The organism is Arcticibacter sp., assembly GCF_053551015.1.
The window spans coordinates 46,631-69,164 of sequence record NZ_JBMQOB010000019.1 but is presented as its reverse complement, the minus strand read 5'-3'; the positions used below and the strand labels follow the sequence as shown (position 1 = coordinate 69,164).

Here is a 22,534-nt window from a genome sequence, read left to right as displayed (position 1 = left end):
TAAGCCAGCAGCAGTGCGGCTGCTGGCCACTACACAAACTAATCTTTCTTCACAGTAGGGTATTTGATTCCGAGCTGCTCCAGATAGGTTTTATACTTTGCGGGATTATAATAGTACTTCTTCATTTCAGGTCTGAACTCCTCCATGATCTTCTTATTGAGGGATATGGGCGGCTTATCTGTTTTCGATATCAGGGGCACGTATTTTACTTCTTTTGTTTGAACATCTGTAAAATAGGTTTTGGCACCCTTGATGAGATCCGGATTGGTAAAAAGATCGAGCAGGGTCATCGCCTCAGCCTTCGCCCCCGCCGTTACACCCTTGTGAGCGATGGGTGTTGCCATCGCGATTGCATTGGCCCAGTGGTGACCGGGAAGACCGGGAATATTGGAAGGAAAGCGGAGTACGACAGTTGGGACGTTCCATGAAACATCGGCGATATCGTCTGAACCACCACCACCGGCAGACAGCGAGATAGCAGGTTTAGCCAGGCCGCTTAATGTTGCCGACAGCCCTTCTTCCGGAGAACCCAGTTCCTTCTGCAGTGCTTTGGCCAGTACCTGGTCGTCAGGAGACCACTCAGGCAGACCGACTGCCTTGATGTTTTCGTACAGCGCTTCTGCGATGGGCTGATTGAAGTGACCCGGCCATGCGCTGCCCAGCACCTCATAGGTCATTTTAGTATCGGTCATCTTGGCGGCAGCTTCGGCCATTTTAATCCCGTCTTTATACATCTTCATGATCTTTGGATATGACCTTTCGCGGAAGTAGTACCATACAGACGCCTTTGATGGCACCACGTTTGGCTGATCGCCGCCATCGGATATCACATAATGGGACCGCTGTGTGGTTTCCATGTGTTCACGATGAAAGTTCCAGGCCAAATTCATCAGCTCCACAGCATCCAGTCCGCTTCGACCTTTCCAGGGGGCGCCGGCGGCATGAGCTGCCTCCCCTTCGAAGTTGAACTTTACGGAGATCATCCCGTTTCCTCCCCCATCCCCATAGCTGGTACCCATGTTATTGCCGACGTGGGTGAAGATACAGGCATCTACGTCTTTGAAATAGCCGTCTCTAACGTAATAGGCTTTGGACCCGAGCTGCTCTTCTGCGACTCCCGGCCACAGCATAATCGTGCCGGGGATCTTTTCGCGTTCCATGATTTTCTTGAGCGCCAGTACAGCAGTGATGTTGAGAGGCTCGCCTGCGTTATGCCCTTCACCATGTCCGGGTGCACCTTCGATGATGGGATCATGATAAGCCACACCAGGCTTTTGCGAAGCCTTGGGAATACAGTCGATGTCACTTCCGATAGCGATAAAAGGCTTACCAGAGCCCCACTTTGCTGTCCAGGCTGTAGGAATTCCTGCTATGCCCTGTTCTACTTTAAAGCCATTCTTCTGCAGGATGCCCGTCAGGTACCTGGATGTCTCGACCTCCTGGAAGCCCAGCTCGCCAAAGCTGAATACCATATCAACCATTTCCTGGGTGGATTTCTGCTGTTTATCGATCTCTTTCATGAGCTCCGTTTTCAGAGCGTCAAGCCTGGCAGGAGAAATAGTTTGTGACGAAGCCGTTAAAGGCAGTACTGTCATACCTGAGATTATGCAAGCAGCTCCGAGTGTTTTTAGTTGCTTACGTAAAGTCCTTCTTGTTACCATGTCAGATTATTTATTATTTGCTGGTTTGCGTATTCAGTTTTTCAGTGCGCACGGTCGGGTATTTGATCCCAAGCTGCTCCATGTAGGTCTTGTATTTAGCCGGATTGTAGTAGTATTTCTTCATCTCCTCGCGATACTCACCCATGATCTTTTTGTTGAGAGATACGGCAGGCTTATCGGTCTTGGAGACCATTGGTGTGTACTGCACGTCTTTAGTCTGAACATCTTTGAAATAAGTCCAGGCGTCCCTGATGATCTCGGGCCTGGCCAGCAGGTCCAGTACAGTCAATGCTTCGGCCTTTGCTCCTGCAGTAACACCTTTGTGAGCGATCGGGGTTGCCATAGAAATGGCACTGGCCCAGTCGTGACCCTTTAAGCCGGAGATATTGGAAGGGTAGCCCAGCACAATGGTGGGTACATTCCAGGAGATATCGCCAATATCATCAGACCCTCCACCACTAAACGAAGCGCCGGGAACGACCTTCATAATAGGGCTTAATGTAGTGGAAAGCCCCTTGTGCAGGTCGGCATTATCAGGGTTCAGCTCTTTCTGTGTAGCCATAGCCAGTTGCTGATCGGCTTCGCTCCAGGTGGGGAGTCCAACCTGTTTGATGTTCTCGTACATGGCTTCTGCAATAGGCTGATTCATGTGGCCGGGCCATGCACTGCCGAGCACCTCGTAGGTCATTTTGGTATCGGTCATGGAAGCGGCAGCCTCAGCAATCTTGATACCGTCCTGGTACATCTTCATCACTTTGGGATAGTCCTGTTCCCTGAAGTAGTACCAGACGGAGGCTTTCGAGGGCACTACGTTGGGCTGATCGCCGCCATCGGTGATGACGTAGTGAGAGCGCTGACTCGGCAACATGTGCTCACGGTGCATATTCCAGGCGGTATTCATCAGTTCGACAGCGTCGAGCGCGCTTCTCCCCTTCCAGGGAGCACCCGCGGCGTGAGCGGCCTCCCCTTCAAAGCTGAACTTAACGGAGATCATCCCGCTGGTACCGATGGGACCGTATCCGGTACCCAGGTTGCTGCTCACATGGGTAAAGATGCAGGCGTCAACATCCTTGAAGTAGCCATCGCGGACATAATAGGCTTTAGTGCCCAGCTGCTCTTCGGCTACCCCAGGCCATAACACCAATGTTCCGGGCAACTTCTCGCGCTCCATGATCTTTTTAAGAGCCAGCATGGCGATGATGTTCAGAGGTGCTCCGGAGTTGTGCCCTTCTCCATGCCCGGGTGCACCTTCGATGATCGGGTCATGATAGGCTACTCCGGGCTTCTGAGATGCTTTGGGAATACAGTCGATATCGCTGCCGATAGCGATGACGGGCTTGCCTGATCCCCATTTAGCCGTCCATGCGGTAGGAATACCCGACATGCCGTGCTCAATGGTGAACCCGTTCTTCTGGAGGATACCGGTAAGGTAACGGGAGGTTTCGACCTCCTGAAAACCCAGCTCTCCGAAGCTGAATACCATGTCGACCATCTCCTGGGTCATCTTTTGTTTGCTGTCGATTTCCTTAATCAGTTCGGTTTTTAAAGCATCCAGCTTTGCGGCACTGATAGTTTGTGCAGATGCAGCATGGTGGTTCAGAGCGACCAGCGAGAACAATGCACAGAATGGTAGTCCAACTGTCTTTCTTATGGATACTTTCATCAGGGTTGTCATACTCGATATCATAGCTTTACATTTCGTTAAAGGAACATTCAGAATGGAGGGCGCTACCGTTCAGAAAATCCATTGAAGGCATCCCGATAGGAGCTCCAGGAGGCATGTCTGCGGGAGCAGGAGTCTCGAATTTGTTCGGGTTTGTCCTGAAGTCGTCAATCTGTGCCAAGGCAAACAGCATATTGGCTTTTTGACGGGGAGCCGAGTTGCTCAGCCTGGTTTTCATCCATTGCTGAAGCTCAGCTATTTCATAAAGGGCCTGCCCTCTGACGATCTCTGAGGTTTTGGTATTTGCAGCGAGCATAATCAAGCCCTTCAACACCTGATTGTTGACAACGGTCTGCAGCTCGCCTTTGTAGCCGGCAGCGAGCGGAGTTTTCCAGGTACGTTCAATCAGCTTGTCTGCCACCTCTATAAAGCCGGGATATTGATTGTCGCGGGCATTATATTCGACCAGACGAGTGGCGCGTTCTGCGTCAAGCAAATACGCCAGGGTAGTAGCTGCAGCAGTTTCGGCAGCCGATATCGGGTCGAAGGTAGGACCGGTGTAGCCCTTAAAGCTCTCCACCGAAGCAGGGTATCCGGAAGGTCTTGGCGGGATCATCCGGATCAGCTTCTCCGGAAGGCTCAGGGCATAAGGACTAATGGTGGCCATCAGTGATTCGAAGGCGCGCCATTGCTCTTTGGGTTCAACCATGCGGGTTACAACCTGTCCATCATTCTTAACGGCGTGAGTAAAATAAAGTCCACCGACGGACTTAGCAACCGCTTCAATCTGGTAGCGATGCAGCAGATACGCCGGAACGAGAACTTCCTCTATGGTAGCCATCGGCTGTCCGTCGGGGATTGCTTTCTCGGAAAACCGGTCTAAAATGGTGCGACGCACCTTCAGAATATTGGTCATCTGGTCGATAGCATTCTCGCCATCATCCCATTGATGCGAAGTAGGATGGGCATTGCCTCCAATATCGGGGATATAGATAAATCCCTGCGCCAGCGTTTCCTTCATGATCTTTTCAAGTCCCGCATGTTCATCAGTTCCCTTATCAAATTCACTGTATCCCCAAGCGACGGCTCTTTTATCCCACTCACCTATTCCTTCACCGTAGGCATTGGAGATATCGACAGTGCCATCTGCTTTGAGGGAGAATCGCGGATAAGGATAATCCATGACCGACGCTCGCCCTTTAGGGCTGGCGGCAAAGTTGTGGTTAAAGCCCAGGGTATGGCCAATTTCATGGGCCGACAGTTGCCTGATACGGGATAGTGCCATTTTCTCCATGGCATCGGTAACGGGCTTTCCGGATTCATAAGGGAGCAGCAGGCCTTCCGCGATGAGATAGTCCTGGCGATGGCGGTCTGAACCCAGGGTAACGACGCCCTTGATGATCTCGCCTGTGCGCGGGTCAAGGAAGGAGGCACCGGAAGAAAATCCCCTGTTTGGATTTCCGGAACGATTGATCCAGTTGACCACGTTGTAGCGGATATCCATCGGATCGGCATCTTCGGGAAGCTCTTTTATTTGGAAAGCATTTTTGAATCCTGCGGCTTCAAATGCATCATTCCACCAGGCACCGCCATCGATGAGTGCCTTTTTTATCGGCTCGGGAGCGCCCCTGTCGACATAGTACACGATCGGTTTGACCGGCTCGCTAACAGCAGATCCGGGGTTCTTTTTCTGGAGACGGTGGCGGCGTATGAAGCGCTTGACGATAGGCTCGGTCATGGGTGCGGAAAAATCCATGTAGGAGAACTGGCCAAAAGCAGAGCGTGGATCGAACTCCCGCGGTTGATAACCTGCTTCGGGAAGCTCAACGAAAGACTGATGCATGTGGATGGTAATCGCCGTGGGATCGGGTGCGATGTCTATCCCGCGACCGTAGGGGTTGGCGTTCGGGTTGCCACCTGTAAAGGTCAGCATGGATTCGAATTCGGTATTTTTCGGAAAGTTCTTCGTGTTTTCCATATAGATCGTCGAGCGTGATTCATCGAGTCTATAAGATCCTGATGATGCTTCGCTTCGCGAACTGACGGGTCCGCTTACCCTAGCAATTCCCAGACGGGAGGTAATACCCTGGCTATCGCGGATAATAAAAGGACTGAGATCAATGATATGCTTCCCCCCGGAAGAGGAAACCGGTGTAAAGCCGAATACGACGGACTTAGCGAAGTTGTTTTCTACAGCTCTGATCTGATCTTTATTGCTGGAGATGGCGCGGTAGTTATAAACAGGTTCCACTAAGAGTATCTTAGGTCCGGATTTTACAAACTTAGCTATCGCAGAAGCTGCCTGCCCCCTTTCAGGGCCACCATTGCCCACTCCGCTGGAGAGCGATCTGAAATAAAGGAACTCCGTATCGAGCTTGTCTACTTCCAGGTAGATCTTTCCGCTTTTTTCATCGTAATAAAAGTTGAAGTACCCTTCATACTTTTTCATGTTCTGAATACTCGGTGCCGATGCTGTTTGCTCTGATCTGGCTTGAGCAATGCCGGAACTGGGGCTGAAGGCGAAGGCGATCAGGCCCAGGAATAGTTTTAGATATCTTTTCATTAGCGGTCGTTACTGGTGTTTAATTAAAGGCTGTTATTGGCCGAGATTTCAGCGTTGGGAATAGGGAAGATATACTCAGGCTGCTCGGGTGAGATGGAGGGAGCTGTACCTTTTGCCGGAATGGTCAGGAGGTTACGCAGGATGTCATTTGACCGCAGACCCTCTCCAAGGAATTCGATCCTTCGCTCCAGCAGAATGGTACTAACCAGTGCTTCGCTGGTTGAAATTGCCGAAGCGGGGAAAGTATATGCTGAGTCGGATCGTTTTCTGACAGCGGAGAGCAGCTCGGTAGCCTTTGCAAGGTTCCCTGTTTTAGCAGCTGCTTCTGCATAGTTGAGCAGCACCTCTGCATATCTTAAGACCGGTATATAATCCAGAAAGTTGGGGTGCATATACTTGGTCAGGTAGGTTCCGGAGCTATTGGTTCTTACCATGGTTTTACGTTCGTCGGTGCTCCTCCAGGTAGCATTTCCGAAGATTCCCTGAGGGTTGAGGCTATACTCCTGATTGGTATTGAATTCATAACCAAGGGAACTCTGACCCGATACATAGTCGAGCGCTGCCATCGGCATGGAAAAAATCGATTCGGTGCTAGTATAATCAGACCGAAAGATGGTGAGGATACTCGGCTGAAGCTGGTGTGCTACTCCGGCAGAAGCGCGGTAGGGAGCGGCCGGCGACACGATCTTCTGAGCTTCCTGGATTACCTTGTCATTCATTCCCATTGTCAGATAGACACGGGTTTTAAGGGCGATGGCAGTGTTTTTATGAGCCCGTGTAGTATTGAGCAAGGCAGAACTATAGCTGAGCGGGAGTCCTGCTTCTGCTTCGTCGAGATCTTTCAGAATCTGCGTATAAACTTCGGCGACGGTACTCTTTTGCAGACCGTTGTTATCAGAGGTCATCTGCCCCGAAAGGCGCAGCGGAATGCCTGCTGAAGCGCCCTGATCTTTGATGTAAGGCTGGCCGTAGAACGTGATCAGCGAATAGTAAGAGAGCGCTCTGACGAACTTTGCTTCTGCGATGTACTGAGCCTTCAGCTCCGCTGTTACAACATCCGGGTTTGCGGCTAAGCCGTCTATCAAAAGGTTAGACAAGTTGATGGTAGCATAAGCGGAGCTCCAGGTTGTAAGCGCATCGTTGGAACCGGAGTTGATGGTATGGTTCCAGGCGTCATATCCGGTAAAGATATTGTTAAGGCGGTTGAGGAAATCCTCTCCCCTGATATCGTTCAGCATGAGATAACGTCCTCCAAGGAAGTTGCCATGCTTGAGGGCCTTGTATAAACCGTTTACCTGACCAAGTACCCGGGAGGGTGTGGAGAACACTAGATCTGCCTGCACGGATGTTTCGGGCAGCGGGTTCAGCAATTCCTTTTCATCGCAGGCGGTAAGCACCGTGCTTAAGCCAACTGCCATACAGCTCAACCTGAGGATGTATGTTTTGAACAGACCTTTATATGTAGTTTTCATCAGAATGTAGTTTAGTTTTAGTGGATAGACTCGTCCCGCTTGCTATTAGCAGGCGGAGCATCATATTGGCTGAGAGTGAATACACCCGCCCGGGGCTAGAAGCCGACGTTAACGCCGAACGTGAATGTTCTTCCCTGAGGCACCGAATTCTTGTCGACTCCCGGCGTAGTATTGGTATTCCCGTTTACAGAAATATCCGGATCCTGACCGCTGTAGTTAGTAATGAGGAATGCGTTGAATACCTGTGTATAGAGCCTTACTGAGCTTATACCCGATTTCCCAAAGACCTTTGCCGGCAGGCGATATCCCAGCGAAACGGTTTGGAGCCGGATAAAGTCGGCTTTCTCAACGTTTTCAGATATGGGGAACGAGGATCCGTTGGAAAGGAGGTCGCCGATAACTACCCGGGGAATATCTGTGATCTGACCAGGTGTGGTCCATCGTTCAAGCACCTCGGTGGAGTTATTCCAGAAGCGTTGATCTCTCCAGGTACCCTTCGTTCCGTTCTGGATATAGTTACCGCCCGAATAGCTGAAGTTGATACCCATATCGAAATTCTTGTACTTGAATGTATTGTTGAAGCCTCCATAAAACGTAGGAAGAGCGTTGCCCAGGAGTGCATAGTCATCGACGCTGATGGCAGCGGCGGCACGCCCGTCGAGGTAAGTCCAGCGACTTTGTCCCGACGGCGCAGAATGACTGTACTGTATCCTCTCCCCGGCTTTGTTAATGAAGATACGCTGACCATTTTCAGGGTTCACGCCATCGGTTACGGCACCATAAAGACTGCCCACCGAATAGCCTACCCGGGTGATATTGGTTGTTTCTGAGGCGGTAGCAGTTGTACCTACAATTTCAGCATCGGCGCCGAAGAGTTCGGTGACCTGATTTTTGTTATGCGTATAGTTAAAGTTGGTATTCCAGGTAAAATCGCCCTTTTTAATGACCATTGCGGAGATGCCTACTTCTATACCTTTATTGTACATGGCACCAACATTCTGCAGGATAGCATTTCCGGGAATACCTTTGGAAGGCGCCTGAGGAACGTTCAGGATTAGACCGTCGACGTTGTTATGATAATAAGTAAAGTCGAGAGTGATACGATCACTGAGAAAGCCCAGGTCAGCGCCTATATTGGTCTGCTTGCTAGTCTCCCATCCGAGGTCTTCATTCCCCCCCTGACTGAAAGCAAAGGTTGGAACTGATCCATAAAGACCAGATTCATAGAGCGACAGGGAACCATAGTTATTAGACAGATTTCCGTTACCCACTTTGCCCCAGCTGGCTCTGAATCTGACATTGTTCATGATATCAGAGAGCTTGGATGACTTATAGAACTCTTCCTGGGATAAAGACCAGCCTCCTGAAAGACCGCCGAAGTCGCCATACTTTTTGCCTGCTCCAAGCGCGGAGTTACCATCGCGGCGATAGTTGAGCGTCAGGAAATATTTCTTGTCGAAATCATAACTCAGTCTCCCGAATACTGAGGCAAATGCTTTTTCACTTAATGAGTTGTTGCTTCCGCCGGGAACGATGTTCAGATACGAGCCCTGATAGTTGTCAAAAAAGGTATCTGCCAGGCCCGTACGCTGTGCTCCCCATGACGAATTGTTGAATTTCTGTACGTCATAACCTGCCAGTAAGGATAGATTATGTCGCTCTGAAAAGCTCTTTTGGTAGGATAGCGTTTGCGTAAGGTTCCAGTTATCAATCAGGATACTGTTGTTATTGGCCTGGCCGCCCTGAGCAAAACCCGGCCCGTGAGTGGCGCTGTCGAAAGCCTTGTTCTCGATCTTCAAGCGATCAAGTCCATAGCTGAGTTTATACACGAGATCTTTAGCCAGGCTGACATCCACAGAAAAGTTTCCGATGATCCGGTCGTTCTCTGATGAATACCTATTGTATTCGAGCAGCGCAGCAGGGTTATAGAAGTTACTTGATACGGTGTTTGCTCCCATGCCGAGTGTATTGGTTGAGCTCATATTGAATGAACCGTCGGGATTCTGGGCATAGACGTTGGGTGCCGACAAGGTGGCCAGACGTGCTATCGCTGTAAGCTGAAAGGCGTTACCCTCGAGAGAACCCGTCTGTGGTGAGGTGTTCAAACTATTGTTATAATTGATATTTGCGCTGAGTTTTACCCAGGACATCAACTTATGGTCAACGTTAAAACGCGCTGATTTTCTGGTAAACTCGTTTGTTTTGAGGATACCCTTCTGATCGCTGTAGTTGGTTGAGAAGTAATACTTCGTTGATTCAGAACCACCGGACACGTTAAGGCTGTGATTATGGGAGATACCCGTCTGATAGACCTCATCGAGCCAGTCGGTATTAACCAAAGATCCATCGGCATTATATGTGGGGAAAAAAGATTCCGAAGGAATGGTCGCGTTGTTCTGGTTATTGGAAAGGATTTTTGAGTTTAGAACAGCTTCATTCTTGATGGTCATGAACTGCTCAGCGTCTAACAGTTGAGGCAGGCGCGTTGTGTTGGTCATTCCGGCCCAACCTTCGTAGTTTACTCTGGGCTTGCCTGATTTACCGCTTTTTGTGGTGATCAGGATGACACCTGCTGCAGCCCTCGATCCATATATGGCAGTGGAGGCGGCGTCTTTAAGTACGTTGATGGATTCAATGTCGGCAGGGTTGATATCGCCAAGCGGATTATTGGCTACCTGAGTATTGCCGGAACTGTTGCCGGTATTGATCGGCACGCCGTCAACAACGATGAGCGGGTAGGAACTGAGCGAGATGGAGTTGACCCCCCGAATCCTGATTACCGGTGCATTATTCAACACGCCATTCGGCTGACCGATACTTACACCGGTTGCTTTACCTGCGAGTCCCTGATCAAAGCTCTGAACGGGCACATCTTTCAACGCATCGCCAGACACTCTGGCTGCCGAGCCCGTAAATTCTTCCTTGGTTTGCGTCCCATACCCTACTACGACAACGTCATTCAGCATTTTTGAATCAGGCTTCAGACTTACCTTGAGTAGGTTTTTGTTCGACACAGAAACTTCCTGAGAGACGTAACCGACATAGGCAAAGACCAGTGTAGCTTTGGGGTCGTCCACAGAGATGGAGAACTTTCCGTCCAAGTCAGTAATCGTACCACTGGTGGTACCTTTTACCTTTATGGAAACACCAGGAAGCGTCTCACCTTTTTCGTCGGTTACGACGCCAGTAATTTTTACCGGGGGTCGATTGGGGATATTCACAGGAACAGATATCCTGGGAGAAAAACTCCTTTCTACGGCTGATGTTAAAGAAGGGTGAATGGTAATGAGAAGGCATGCAGCGATGGAGGATAATTTACCGGCTGGTAACAGGACACACCTATAGCATTTAACTCTATCAAATAGAGAATTTTTCATAATTTTGTTGTGTTAAGTGTTAAAGTAATTTTCGTGTAAGACTGCCATCAGGTTTCCGAGGCCCGGCAACTTACAGATCCGATGCTTTACATTTCATTTTCCTTCTGGTCGGTTTATCTGACCAGAAGGTATCTTACTCTTATATCATATCTTCTCCCTTTTTAATTGTTGTACTTCCGTTAGCTTTTTCATGTCTTTTTCCCTGGTAGTGCCATTTTCAGTCGGCAGGCAAATCATAGATGGATTGTTCTGTTTTTCATTTATCTAGTTGAATTCTAAAAATGCACTGCATTTCAGATAGATGTCTGATTTAAAAGCCTCTTAATACCCTAATATATTGAATTATTTACATAGAATTAACTATTTAATTCAACTTTATTCAATTTAGAATAGTTTTATCGGCAATTATTTCAATAAATCAGAAAACAGTAAGAATTATATTCGGATATGACTCTTATTCTGAAATATTTAAACACAATGCGTAGGATTTAGCCAAATTAAATAGATAAAAAACAATATCCTGTTTAAATTAACAGCAGGAAGCCTTTTGCAGGCTAAGAATCAGGTGAGAAAATGGAATGAGGCAGTAAACACTAAACCAAAATCTCAACATCACCGTGAACGGGATAGCTCTGACAGATCAGGATCTGTCCGGAGGCAACTTCCTCCTCGGTTAGCACCTCGTTATACGACATCCAGACCTTCCCTGCCGTACACACGGCCTGGCAGCTACCACACCGGCCTGTTTCACAACTGTAGGGCAATTGAATCTGCCGCGCTTTGGCGGCAGAAAGGATCGTTTGAGGAAACTGAACAGTGACGGTATATGTTTCGGACCGGGTATGGATAATTACCTGATGAGCAGATGTATCTTCGGGCACGAGTGTCACCTTCCTTGCTTCGGTACTAAAACTTTCTTTGAAGATATTACTTTCGGGTATGACACCCGCCAGGGCTATTTTTACCATCCTCATATAGTCCGGAGGACCGCAAAGGTAAACGAGCGCATCTTTGCTGCCGACCTCCAGATAGCGATCAAGCAACTGTAGAAGCAGCCAGCTGCTCAGACGCGAATGATAAAGATCGAGTTTATAACTAAAGAGAAAGTGAATCCGGAAACGCTCAGGGTATTCATGCTGCAACTTCTGAAGCTGCCCGTAAAACAAAGCATCGGCTTCTGTCCTATTGCTATAAATCAGCACCACATGGTTCTCATGAAGTTTCAGTACAGCTTTCAGAATGGAAAAACAAGGTGTGATACCGCTCCCTGCAGCGATAAAGAATAACTGCTTATCAGGCTCAATCTTTTCGGGCAGCGTAAAATAACCACTTATTCCGGAGGTGTACAGAATATCTCCGGGCTTCGCGTACATGATCAGCAAACGGGAGAACTCGCCATTCTCCACTTTTTTAACTGTTATACTTAGCGGTTCAGCGAGCAGCGCTGAGGAGGATATGGAGTAGGATCTTCTCTTTTCACCGTGTTTGGTGTAAAATACAAGGGTTAAAAACTGTCCTTCTTTGTAGGACGGCAGCCAGTCTCCTGCAGGTTCCAGAACAAACGTCCTGGAATCATCTGTTTCCTTGATAATTTCCAGGATTCTAATCTCCTTAATGAATGTATCAACTGCCATCCTGATTATGTTATCCTATATTAACTCCAGGAAAGCAGATTTGTTGACCTTAATCACAGCACTGAAGAGCGAAAAAAAGGAAACAAAAAAAGAGCAGGTATACTGCTCTTTCATGGGTTAAGATATTGTTATGGATCCCTGGGTTTAATAAGGAGTGATCGTGATGGGTCCCGCCAGACCTGATGGCTGGACTTTCCAGTTTGATGCATTAAGCGGCTTGTAGTTGATATCCACCACATTTATATCGTGAAACTTCTTCCATTCAATCCCTTTCTTATCCATGTAACGAATACGATTGGCCATCAGGTTGGTCACTTCGATACGCAGGGTATTCTTTCCCGGGCGTAGATATTTCCCGATTCGGGCCTGATGAGGAATACTCCAAAGAATACCGGCATCTTGTCCGTTCACCCATACCCTGGCGCTCTCATGCACGGCGCCGAGGTCGAGAATATATTCGGAAGCCTTAGCTTTAGGCACCTGGAACGTGATACTGTACTCGCCTGCTCCTGAGAAGTTCTCCAGGTCGGCATCGCCTAAGGAAGTCCAGTCGGCTAAGGTGTTCAGTGTTCTATCTGAAGGAAGCACGGGGCCACCGTTGGCAAAGTGCAATCTCCATTTTCCATCCACAGCAATCTGAGGTTTTGGCTGATCAAGATAACGCCATGGTTCAATGCCCGCAAGTTTCTCTGTGGAGGCCTTCACGATCATTGCCTCTCCGGGCTTCATCTGCACCTTCACCAGAATACGGTTACTTCCGTCTGCTTTGAAAGATGCCAGTCCTGAATATCCGCTTTGCGGATCCATCAAAACGACAGCCTCGGCCTGGGCATTGAGCGGCAGGTCTTGATTAATTACCCGATCGGTATGGTTTACCAGATAGTAGTATTTGTTCGTTCCGTCTTGCCTGCGGATAAAAGCAAGTCCAGCGTCAGTTAGTGCCTCCCTTTCTATATTCTCGGCAAGCAAGGCTTTCTGAATATTGGCAGATAACATCAGCTTTCCTTTACCATGCCTGAGTTGACGAATATCACTGTCACCATCGGTAAATGACAAACCTGAAAGTGTTTCCTTCAACAGCGCCTGTCTTTTCTCCAGTTCTCCCAATCCGGGTACGTCTGCCGGCAACTGCTGGAAGATCACCGTTGCGCCCTCCCTGGCGAGCGCAAGTATCTGCTGCAAGGTTTCCAGGGGCATCATCTTCGCCTCGGGAACAACAAGAACCCGGTACGGAGAGGCACCCGCTGCAGTGCTGATCAGACCATTGCGGACTGATGATTTACTTAGCAAATGATCTGACACAAAATCAACCGAATAGCCGGACTGTTGCAGATCCTTCACATTCTTGTAAAAAGGTGTTGGGTGCAGCCATTCGTCTATATCGTGCACTTTTAGTGGCATATCCCTACCCTGAGCCTTGTTCCAGGCATCGAAGACCGGCCAGTAAATGAGAATCTCATTATCTGATTTCCCTGATTGCAAAACAGATTGAACCCGGGTGATGTAGGATGTCAGTCCCGGCATATGCTGCCAGAAGCTGTTTGCAGGTGTAAAATCGACAGAAGCATAGAACAGCCAGCCCGGCCATTCGGCTTTTGGTGGCGAATAGGTGGTGCCGTGAAAGAAGACATGATTAATACCGGAGAGGAATACCTGCTCCACCTCGGGCTTGCATTGCGACAGAGAGGTTTTGAAGTGCTCCGTAAGCCAGGTAAATGTCTCGCATGATACCAGATTATGTCCGGCAACATGCGCTGCGGACGAAGCAAACTTCAGCATAACCGGATCCGGATCCACGTTACGAATATCGGCGCTATCTCTTCTGAGTCCCGGGATGGGGAAAAAGCTGGAGCCGAAGGTTTCGCATTCAGGAATATCTACCGCCGCATACAGGTCGAGCAGATTGCCAGGGGAACCGTGTGCCTGGTTGCGCGTGATCGCCTTGTGCTTGCGAGCCCAGCTTGTCCAGGGTTCAGTAAAGTTTGTGAGTAGCATTTCAGACATCGTCTCACGGTAATCAGACTTTAAACGGGCTTGATGCACCGTTGGCTCCTTACTTACGAATTCTCTGATATACTGTCTGAAATCGTAGCCTCTGTTCTTTTGAAACAAGTCCAGAAATTCTGCAGACCAGTCGGCCCCATAAACTTCGTAACTGTCGTTGTAAAATGCTCTGATGTTGGGTGGCGAGGCTTGAAAAGCATCATCAAACCGTTTGAGATAAACGTTCAGGGCGTTGTGGGAAAAGTGATTGAGTGTATAGCCCTCTCCTCCCGGCGAAGAACGTTTAACCATTTGACGGGTCTTTCCATTAAAAACGGCATATAGCTCCCAGGTGCCTGTCTTAGGTGACCAGTTCAATGTACCGTCTGCCCGAACTTTATCAATCAGCTGCACTATTTCGCCCTTGCTGCCGTAAGCAGTTAAAAATTGTAAAGGAGCAGATTCTTGCTTCTGCTCTTTAACGCTGATTTTTTCCGCTAAACGCGCGCCTGCTTTCAGCTGATAGGTTTGCACTATCAAGCGCGAGGCCGCTTCATTCAGACTGACTTGAGGACCTCCGAAGGGCCATCCTGTTCCATTTGTCAAATCAACTCCCATGTTCAGCGAATCAGCTGTATTGACAGTTGCATTAAGCATTTTCATCCATGGAGAACTCAGATAAGAAATATACTTGTCCTCCATCCCTTTGACGCCATAGATTGGGGCAATTTCGACGCCGCCTATTCCAGCTTGCTGGAAGGATGTCAACGAAGCTTTGATATCGGTTTCATTGACGGCGTTACCCATCCACCACCAGCGGGTCCAGGGCTTCATTTCCTTTTTAACAGCAGGCCATACCGGAGTTTGAGCCTCCAGATCAGCGCCAGCGAGAATAATCGCAGCAAACATAGCAGCGGTTAAAATTTTCTTTTTCTTGTTATAGAACATGTTATAAACGATTTGAAGTCCCGTGCAATTCACGCTTCCGTCCAGGGAAAATATTGGATTTATTTCAGTTTGTAAACCTCTGTGCCCGCAAGAAGGAAACATCCGAGGCCATAATCTTCGAAGTCGGGCTTGCTTGTATAACTAACAGGCTGACCATCTTTCGGCTCCTTGCCTGTACCCTGAACATATCCAAGAAAACCGTTCGAATGAACAGATTCTTTAGCCATCGCGTTCCATCCTCTGGTTAGTGGCTGCAGGTAAGTAGCTTTGTCAAGGATGCCATGGTTGATCCCCCAGGCCATACCATACACAAACAATGCTGTACCTGTAGTCTCCTTACCCCCGAAATGATTCGGATCATGCAAGCTGACATTCCAAAAGCCGTCTGATCGCTGCACAGGAAGTACCGCAGCCATCAGGTCTTTATAATCTTGCAGATACTCGTTGTAGTGAGGATCTGATTTAGGCAACATCTCCAGCGTACGGGCAAGTGCAGCTACAACCCATCCGTTTCCGCGTGCCCAGTAACAATCTTCGCCATTTGGCTCCTTGTAAGGAGCTACGAAATCCTTATCTCTCCACCACAGTTTATCGGCAGCATTGTACAGACCATTTCCTCCATGCTGGTGCTTGGAATAGCTGTACAGGTCATACATTTTATTGAAATAAGCATTATCGTTATAGAGAACTCCTAAACGGGTGAACACGGGCATTGCCATCTGAAAAGCATCAATCCACCACCAGTCGTCGTTCTTGTCGCTCTGCACCATCAGGTCGATACTTTCCTTGATATCCTTAATACGTTCAGGCTTCTTATCAATCATATACAGGTCGATATAGGTTTGGCCAGCTGTATGGTTGTCGGCATGTCTGGTTTTGACTGTACCCGCAAGTCCCCAATTGTGTTTCTCTCCCCACTGAACTGCATAGTCATAGTAGTCCTTCTTCTTATCAATAGCATACAGAGCCATCAGCCCTTCATAATATACCCCTCTCGTCCATATATTACTTGGGCGGGCTTTATTGGTGACAATGATCTTACCTGCGTCAGGCCATTTATCCATGAAATATTGATTGGTCAATCTCATTTGCTTCAGAATCTGCTTCTTCTTTGGAAGCGTCTGCGCGGATGACTGAAGAACTAGAGAAACTAAAAGAATTGGGACAATCAGAAACCTTCCCAGAATGGACTTATTCATAATGTACGTATTGATTAATTTTTGGCTTTGTTTAAATATTGACTCAGGGTAAGTGCCGGCAGGCTTCTCAGACCTTGTACCACTGCAGCTGCGTTAAGCTTTGCACCTTCTCCATTCGTATGGGTATGATCGGCTGGAAACATCAGCTTCACCTTTTCTTCTCCCAGGCTGTCATAGCGCTCTGAGACGAGCTGATTGAGATCAATAAAGTACGCACCGGCTGTTCTGGCAGTCTCCTCGGCAAGCTTCCCATAACCTTCGCCGCCTCTTTTAAGCTTCCCATTTTCCCAATTATTTCTCGGAACCGGTGAACAAACAATAGGAATGGCTCCTTTCTCGCGTGCTTCTGCGATGAACTTCGACATATACCAGCCATATGTGTGGACGACCTCCTGCTGCCTGGTAATGGGGTTGTAGATTTCTCTAACCTCGTCGCCGGTTGATTTAATCGTACCCCTGGCACGGGCTGTATCATCGAGGGGGCTGCCATCATTGTGCCCAAACTGCATCATCACATAATCACCAGGCTTAACCTTTTCAAGCACTTTGTTCCAAAGTCCCCGTGTTCTGAATGTGCGACTGCTTGTGCCACCCAATGCATGATTCTCCACATGAATCCGCGTGGTATCGAAGTATTCAGCGATAAAACTCCCCCATCCCCACTGGTTGCCCCCTCCGTTACCTTGTCCGTTTTTAACAGTAGAGTCGCCGATCAGAAAGAGCGTAGGCTTATCAGCCGGTTTGATCAACACAAATGATGATAACAGAATGACTGCAGAAAGCAGGCCAGCCTGGTAAATAGATTTCCTTTTCAATGTTCGTTTTTAATGGTTATCAAAAAATCAGTACAGTTGCAGTATTGCCGTAATGGAGGTGGTGTTTGTAACAGCTTTTTTTCAAAAAAACCACTACTAGTCGTTCCCTTCATAGCCTTGAAGAACAAGTTCAGGGGATATGACCGGAGTCATCACCAACAAACAAGCCTTTTCCGACAATACCTAATTCGTTTATAATAAGCGTTTTAAAAAATAATTGGCTTCAAAACGAGCCGACCCTCTTCAGTCCACCCGTTAATCTCATTGCTATCTTACAACCTAAATCTGGCATCTGCAACCCGTAGCATCCTGTACAGTTTTTCTCCCTTTAGCCTGAAAACACAAACGTGTTGATTGTGGTTGTCTTAATCAGAAGTTTCCGATATTTATTCTGAAGACTACATACAACTTATATCAGGTTCGAATGACTATAGATATCTTGATTGCACTATCGCTGTTTCTTATTGGCTTCCTCTATTCATCAGTAGGCCATGGCGGTGCAAGCGGATACATAGCCGTCCTTTCCCTCTATGCTATTCCTGTAGGTATCTATAAGCCAGTGATACTCGTACTGAATATACTTGTGGCCGGAATGGCTTTCTACCAGTTCAGAAGAGCAGGATATTTCAAGTGGGAAATTTGCCGGCCCTTTCTGTTCACATCGGTTCCCGCGGCATTTATCGGATCGAGATTTCCCCTGCACGGTGATGTTTACAATTTGTTGCTTGGCCTGGCACTAATTATACCGATTATCAAACTGATGGGAGTATTGCCAGCTGATTCAAAAGAAAGGAAAAACATTCCACTGATTGCCCCTCTTGTCTGGGGTGCTGTCCTCGGTTTTCTGTCGGGAATGCTGAACATCGGCGGTGGGATCTTTCTCAGCCCGGTACTCATCCTGCTGTCATGGGCAAACGCCAAAGAAGCGGCTGCCGCCTCCGCTCTTTTTATTGTTCTCAACTCCATCGGAGGGCTATTGGGAAGTGCCGATCCGATCACGATGAGCTCACAGTCTTCAGTATGGTTTATAAGTGCTGCTGCGGGAGGCTTCCTGGGTTCTTATATAGGCAGCCAGCGTCTTCATCAGATGACTGTGCGCTATCTGCTGACCGCGGTTCTGGCTATCGCTTCCTGCAAGTTGATTTTTTTCATGTAATCCTCCGAGTCAGGAAACACGACCTCCCTTGCTCAGGGCTTCACTACATCAATCACACGATAAAAGACCTTTTTCGGCTGCAGATCTGCGTCAAACAGCAGGGGGAAATTTCTTTTGCCTTTTGCCGAAGGGGTCTGGTCTAACCAGGTATCCTTATCAGAAAGATTCCAGAAAGTCACACCGCTTAGGTAATCCTTATAAGCCTTGAAAACATTAAATCTGCTCATACTGGGCGATATGCTGCTGTTCAATCTCAGCCGTGTACACATCAGGTGCAGCGAGCCATGTAGAATCCCGATCCTTTTTTTCGGGGAGTACGGAGATATCAAGCTCAGTTACCTGAACCTGCAAACCAAGCGAACGGAAGCGATCTATCGTTTTCACCAGTTCCTGCCGAGAGGGATCTTTTAGGTTCCAGTGTCCCTGCAGGCCCACTCCGTGCACCGGAACACCTGAATCCTTCAATCGTTTAAGAAGCTTGTATATCCGCTCTCTCCTCTCGGGATGTTCCGTGCGGTAGTCGTTGTAAAACAGTATTGCTTCAGGATCCGCTTGATGCGCATACTGAAAGGCCTTTTCTATAAAGTCTTCGCCACAGATATTGAACCAGGCCGAATTCCGCAGGTAGCGCGTACTATCATCGTCCAGAGCCTCGTTCACAACATCCCAGGCATAAACCCTCCCCTTGTACCTTTTCACCACAGTTTCGATATGACTCTTCATTCGGCTGAGCAGCACTTCCTTGTTTACCGTGTCACCCTTGCCATCCAGAAACAACCAGGCCGGATTCTGCTGATGCCATATCAGCGTATGTCCCCTTACCTTCATCTTATTCGCTTCCGCGAAAGCGACAACTGAGTCTGCTCCACCCCAGTTATATCGATTCTCCTCAGGATGCAGGGGACCGAACTTCATGACATTCTCGGGAGTCAGGCTATTGAACTGCTGCGCGATCAGTTCCGCTTCGCGACCAACCAGGTTTGACGGGGAAACAGAAACGCCAATGGGGAAATAGTTAGCGAAGGACTTTTTTAACGTTAGCATGGTACCTACCGGAATAACTGACTTGCTTGCCCGGCTTGACTGTGCGGATACTGCACCGGAGAATAATCCGGCAACAATAACATATATGACATTTTTAAACATCTTCTATTCTATCTTTTTAAATCGTACATCCTTTAATTCCAGCTTCACAGCCTCCGGATTACTCCTGTTCCTCAAGCTACTCACGTAAAGACGATCGATGTCGACGCCGATCAAAGGCACACGCGGGTCTGCTGCCTGCGAGCCGATGGTAATGTTGGAAAGCGAGACGTCCTCTGCATGCCTGATGAAAAGTGCCGACGCCGGAAGGTTCTTCCACACGGTGGGCTCGGGATAGCCTTTTTCATCTTCATCTACCAGGCCCGCGTGCGCAATGTACTCTCCGGGCTTCAATCCCCCCTGGTTGATCAGTGTGATTTTATCCAGCCGGATATTCTCGATCTTCGAACCCGGAACACCGGTTATCGATGAGGTATAATTACCAGCACTGTGTGCAATAACATTGCTAATGCTCACATTCCGCATGATACCTCTTCCGGGAGTAGCGATACCTTCCATGTACTTGCGGGCGCGGTTGCCAAGGCGGACATAAATAGGGCATTCTGTCGCTTCAATAACCACGTTGTCAACATGGACACCGTCCATGATTCCCCCATCCACAATCTCGAGCGATATGGCCGTTATTCCAATGTTCGTACGCCCAAAGATCGGAGGGGTTGTACTCTTCGACTTTTTCACAACACAATTGGAAATCGTGATGTTCCTGAAACCTCCGGTCGATTCTGTTCCACACTTAATCGCATTGGTAAAACTGCTGGCTATACAATTGTTAATCACGATGTCAGAACATCCTTCCCGGCCCGTACTCTTCAGAACAATGGCATCGTCGTCTGAGTCTATTATGCTGTTCGATAAAACGAACCGTCTGCAACCGTCTATATCAATCCCGTCATTGTTTCGGTTGGCATGATTATATACCCGGATGCGATCAACAATTACATCTTCACAATTCAGATAGTGCTGGTTCCAGATTCCTGCGTTTCGCATGGATACATCCAATACAGTCACATCCTGGCAGGATATAAACAGCACATTGCGCGGCCTGCCGTCGAGATCTCCCCCAGGAAGTTCGGGACGAGGCATCTGCCATGCTCCTCTGCCGTCGATTGTACCTGCACCCGTCAGCGCAATATTCTTCTGTCCCTCGGCATATATTAAGGCGAACCATCCGCCCGGATCTTTCTGGGAGCGGTATGCAGGGCGCGCCTGTCTGGGGAAGTCTTCATGCCGGGTACTGGCATACAGAACTGCACCCCGTTCGAGGTGCAGTTCTACGTTACTCTTTAAGGTAATAGTTCCACTCTTGTACTGCCCTGCCGGGATCACTACCCTGCCTCCACCCTTTCCTGAACAAGCATTTATGGCTTTGTTGATCGCTTGCGTGCTCAGCTGCGTAGTATCACTTACAGCACCAAACGTTTTGACATTATAGTCTTCCGAAAAAGCAGAACAACTAATAAGAGACAGAACAATACAGACAATGGATCTTAAATGCATATTTTTATTTAATTATCGTAAAAAGAACCGCAAGATATTAATAGCCCCGGTTCTGAGTAATAGCACTATTTTGCTGACGTACGATCTCAGGGATTGGCAGCAACAACTTATCCGCATTAACCGACTTTCCCTTGGCTGTAAGTACAGGTACAGCGCGGTTTGTTCTTCTCAGATCGAATCCCCTCTGGAACTCTATTGCCAGCTCAACACGACGCTCATGTTCGATAGCAAGATCAAGAGTAGGGTATGTGGCTGCAGGATAGGCAGCCGATCCAAACAGCGGCACACCGGCTCTGGCACGCACTTCGTTCAAATAAGTCGCACTTCCGCTGGCTTCAGCAAGCATCAACAGCACATCTGCATAGCGGAGCACAATGAAATTGTTGCTACTCGCTTCCCGCGAGTTAATGATCGGGGCATTTGCGTCGGTCCACTTTCTCGGGTATTTAATCGCAATGAAGGTTCCCGTCTTGTTGGTATAACCTGGCGCTATGGTAATGTCCCTACGGGCATCCCCTGCTTCAAACTCGTTATAGAGGTCATCCGTCACCTGGTTCATACCTCCTGCATACAAGGTAAACGAAAAATTCTCATAGGGTGAATATTCATTGTAGTAATCGCTCAAAGGAACACCTGATGCCCCACCTTTAAATTGAATCTCGAAGATGGATTCTGCCGTATTCTTATTAGTGACTATCCATAGTGAAGAATACTGCGGCAGCAAACTATATTGTCCGCTGTTAACCACCTCCGTCAGCACCTGGGTTGCGGCCGCCTTATTACCTTGCGTCAGGTACACTTTACCGAGTAGAGACTGTGCTGCTCCCTTAGAAGCATGCCCGGCAACCGCGACAGCTGACTTCGCAGGCAGCGCAGCTATTGCAGAATTCAGATCTTCAACAATTTGCCGGTAAACGTCTGCCTGCGGAGAGCGCAATACCGCATAGCTTTCCTCTGCTGTTAGTGCCTTAGTCACCAGGGGCAAGTCTCCCCACATCTGCACCATATTGAAGTAATATAGTGCACGCAGAAACCTCATCTCGCCCTTGATGCGTTCTTTATATGCGGCATCGATATTCGCGTCCTCTATCTTGTCCAGCACAATGTTCACGTTGAACAATGACCTGTAGCACTGCTGCCAGAAGGTATATACCTGAGAGTTGGACGAATTCAGGTTAAAATCCTTAAAAGCCTTCTTATCCGCCTGAATACCGTTGATATTATAGATCGTCGCATTGTCAGACATCTGCTCCGAAAAATAAGAAACCGGACCCTGCGGATGATAAAACACATAGAGCGTGGCATAAGCCGCACTTACAGCCAGATCGAAATCTGCCTGTGTCTTGTAGAAATTACTTGCATTCGAATTGGATATCGGCGCCAGCTCCAGAAACGACTTATCACAGCCGGCAGAAAGCACCCCAATCAAACCTGCCAGCAGCAAACTATATACTTTTTTCAT

At 48.3% G+C, this 22,534-nt stretch carries 14 protein-coding genes; 1 reads left to right on the top strand and 13 read right to left on the bottom strand.

From position 1 onward, the window contains the following. Positions 1 to 38 precede the first annotated feature (38 nt). From ACO1NU_RS13265 to ACO1NU_RS13225, 9 genes are all read right to left on the bottom strand, one after another. Positions 39 to 1,595, bottom strand: a complete 1,557-nt coding sequence (locus tag ACO1NU_RS13265) for an amidohydrolase (protein WP_448818974.1) — start codon at positions 1,593 to 1,595, stop codon at positions 39 to 41. A 79-nt stretch (positions 1,596 to 1,674) separates the two neighbouring features. Next, complete coding sequence (locus ACO1NU_RS13260; RefSeq protein WP_448818973.1) at positions 1,675 to 3,324, bottom strand: amidohydrolase; 1,650 nt, start codon at positions 3,322 to 3,324, stop codon at positions 1,675 to 1,677. Between the two features lie 28 nt (positions 3,325 to 3,352). After that, a complete protein-coding gene (locus ACO1NU_RS13255) occupies positions 3,353 to 5,887 on the bottom strand; it encodes a zinc-dependent metalloprotease (protein ID WP_448818972.1) in 2,535 nt (844 codons plus the stop codon). A gap of 23 nt (positions 5,888 to 5,910) precedes the next feature. Further along, entirely contained in the window at positions 5,911 to 7,359 is a 1,449-nt protein-coding gene (locus ACO1NU_RS13250; protein ID WP_448818971.1) for a RagB/SusD family nutrient uptake outer membrane protein, read from the bottom strand. A gap of 95 nt (positions 7,360 to 7,454) precedes the next feature. Further along, the gene (locus ACO1NU_RS13245) at positions 7,455 to 10,736 is read right to left on the bottom strand and encodes a SusC/RagA family TonB-linked outer membrane protein (protein WP_448818970.1); all 3,282 of its coding nucleotides are present in this window, start codon (positions 10,734 to 10,736) and stop codon (positions 7,455 to 7,457) included. Between the two features lie 593 nt (positions 10,737 to 11,329). Continuing rightward, entirely contained in the window at positions 11,330 to 12,370 is a 1,041-nt protein-coding gene (locus ACO1NU_RS13240; protein WP_448818969.1) for a flavin reductase family protein, read from the bottom strand. A gap of 144 nt (positions 12,371 to 12,514) precedes the next feature. After that, positions 12,515 to 15,301, bottom strand: coding sequence for a glycosyl hydrolase (locus tag ACO1NU_RS13235; RefSeq protein ID WP_448818968.1), 2,787 nt, complete (start codon positions 15,299 to 15,301; stop codon positions 12,515 to 12,517). Between the two features lie 59 nt (positions 15,302 to 15,360). After that, entirely contained in the window at positions 15,361 to 16,500 is a 1,140-nt protein-coding gene (locus ACO1NU_RS13230) for a glycoside hydrolase family 88/105 protein (RefSeq protein ID WP_448818967.1), read from the bottom strand. Positions 16,501 to 16,514: 14 nt separating this feature from the next. Next, the gene (locus ACO1NU_RS13225) at positions 16,515 to 17,315 is read right to left on the bottom strand and encodes a rhamnogalacturonan acetylesterase (RefSeq protein WP_448818966.1); all 801 of its coding nucleotides are present in this window, start codon (positions 17,313 to 17,315) and stop codon (positions 16,515 to 16,517) included. Positions 17,316 to 17,739: 424 nt separating this feature from the next. Here ACO1NU_RS13225 and ACO1NU_RS13220 point away from each other — a divergent pair, with 424 nt between their 5' ends. Beyond that, positions 17,740 to 18,471 (top strand): sulfite exporter TauE/SafE family protein, encoded by a 732-nt coding sequence (locus ACO1NU_RS13220; RefSeq protein ID WP_448818965.1) that lies wholly within the window; start codon positions 17,740 to 17,742, stop codon positions 18,469 to 18,471. Between the two features lie 32 nt (positions 18,472 to 18,503). On the opposite strand, the gene ACO1NU_RS13215 is transcribed toward ACO1NU_RS13220, so the two are convergent. From ACO1NU_RS13215 to ACO1NU_RS13200, 4 genes are read right to left on the bottom strand one after another with little or no spacing between them, the layout of a single operon-like run. Continuing rightward, complete coding sequence (locus ACO1NU_RS13215) at positions 18,504 to 18,698, bottom strand: endo-1,4-beta-xylanase (RefSeq protein WP_448818964.1); 195 nt, start codon at positions 18,696 to 18,698, stop codon at positions 18,504 to 18,506. Then, on the bottom strand, positions 18,685 to 19,617 hold the full coding sequence (locus tag ACO1NU_RS13210) for an endo-1,4-beta-xylanase (protein WP_448818963.1): 933 nt from the start codon (positions 19,615 to 19,617) through the stop codon (positions 18,685 to 18,687). Before ACO1NU_RS13210 ends, ACO1NU_RS13215 begins: the two co-directional genes overlap by 14 nt. Before the next feature lie 3 nt (positions 19,618 to 19,620). Then, positions 19,621 to 21,072, bottom strand: coding sequence for a glycoside hydrolase family 28 protein (locus ACO1NU_RS13205; protein ID WP_448818962.1), 1,452 nt, complete (start codon positions 21,070 to 21,072; stop codon positions 19,621 to 19,623). Positions 21,073 to 21,109: 37 nt separating this feature from the next. Continuing rightward, positions 21,110 to 22,534, bottom strand: a complete 1,425-nt coding sequence (locus ACO1NU_RS13200) for a RagB/SusD family nutrient uptake outer membrane protein (protein ID WP_448818961.1) — start codon at positions 22,532 to 22,534, stop codon at positions 21,110 to 21,112.

Excerpts from the sequence above, each read along its gene's own strand:
- ACO1NU_RS13260 (WP_448818973.1), bottom strand. The coding sequence starts at position 3,324 with ATGAAAGTATCCATAAGAAAGACAGTTGGACTACCATTCTGTGCATTG.
- ACO1NU_RS13220 (WP_448818965.1), top strand. The coding sequence starts at position 17,740 with ATGACTATAGATATCTTGATTGCACTATCGCTGTTTCTTATTGGCTTC.
- ACO1NU_RS13235 (WP_448818968.1), bottom strand. The coding sequence starts at position 15,301 with ATGTTCTATAACAAGAAAAAGAAAATTTTAACCGCTGCTATGTTTGCT.
- ACO1NU_RS13200 (WP_448818961.1), bottom strand. The coding sequence starts at position 22,534 with ATGAAAAAAGTATATAGTTTGCTGCTGGCAGGTTTGATTGGGGTGCTT.
- ACO1NU_RS13250 (WP_448818971.1), bottom strand. The coding sequence starts at position 7,359 with ATGAAAACTACATATAAAGGTCTGTTCAAAACATACATCCTCAGGTTG.
- ACO1NU_RS13230 (WP_448818967.1), bottom strand. The coding sequence starts at position 16,500 with ATGAATAAGTCCATTCTGGGAAGGTTTCTGATTGTCCCAATTCTTTTA.
- ACO1NU_RS13255 (WP_448818972.1), bottom strand. The coding sequence starts at position 5,887 with ATGAAAAGATATCTAAAACTATTCCTGGGCCTGATCGCCTTCGCCTTC.
- ACO1NU_RS13245 (WP_448818970.1), bottom strand. The coding sequence starts at position 10,736 with ATGAAAAATTCTCTATTTGATAGAGTTAAATGCTATAGGTGTGTCCTG.
- ACO1NU_RS13205 (WP_448818962.1), bottom strand. The coding sequence starts at position 21,072 with ATGCATTTAAGATCCATTGTCTGTATTGTTCTGTCTCTTATTAGTTGT.
- ACO1NU_RS13210 (WP_448818963.1), bottom strand. The coding sequence starts at position 19,617 with ATGTTTAAAAATGTCATATATGTTATTGTTGCCGGATTATTCTCCGGT.
- ACO1NU_RS13240 (WP_448818969.1), bottom strand. The coding sequence starts at position 12,370 with ATGGCAGTTGATACATTCATTAAGGAGATTAGAATCCTGGAAATTATC.
- ACO1NU_RS13215 (WP_448818964.1), bottom strand. The coding sequence starts at position 18,698 with ATGAGCAGATTTAATGTTTTCAAGGCTTATAAGGATTACCTAAGCGGT.
- ACO1NU_RS13265 (WP_448818974.1), bottom strand. The coding sequence starts at position 1,595 with ATGACAGTACTGCCTTTAACGGCTTCGTCACAAACTATTTCTCCTGCC.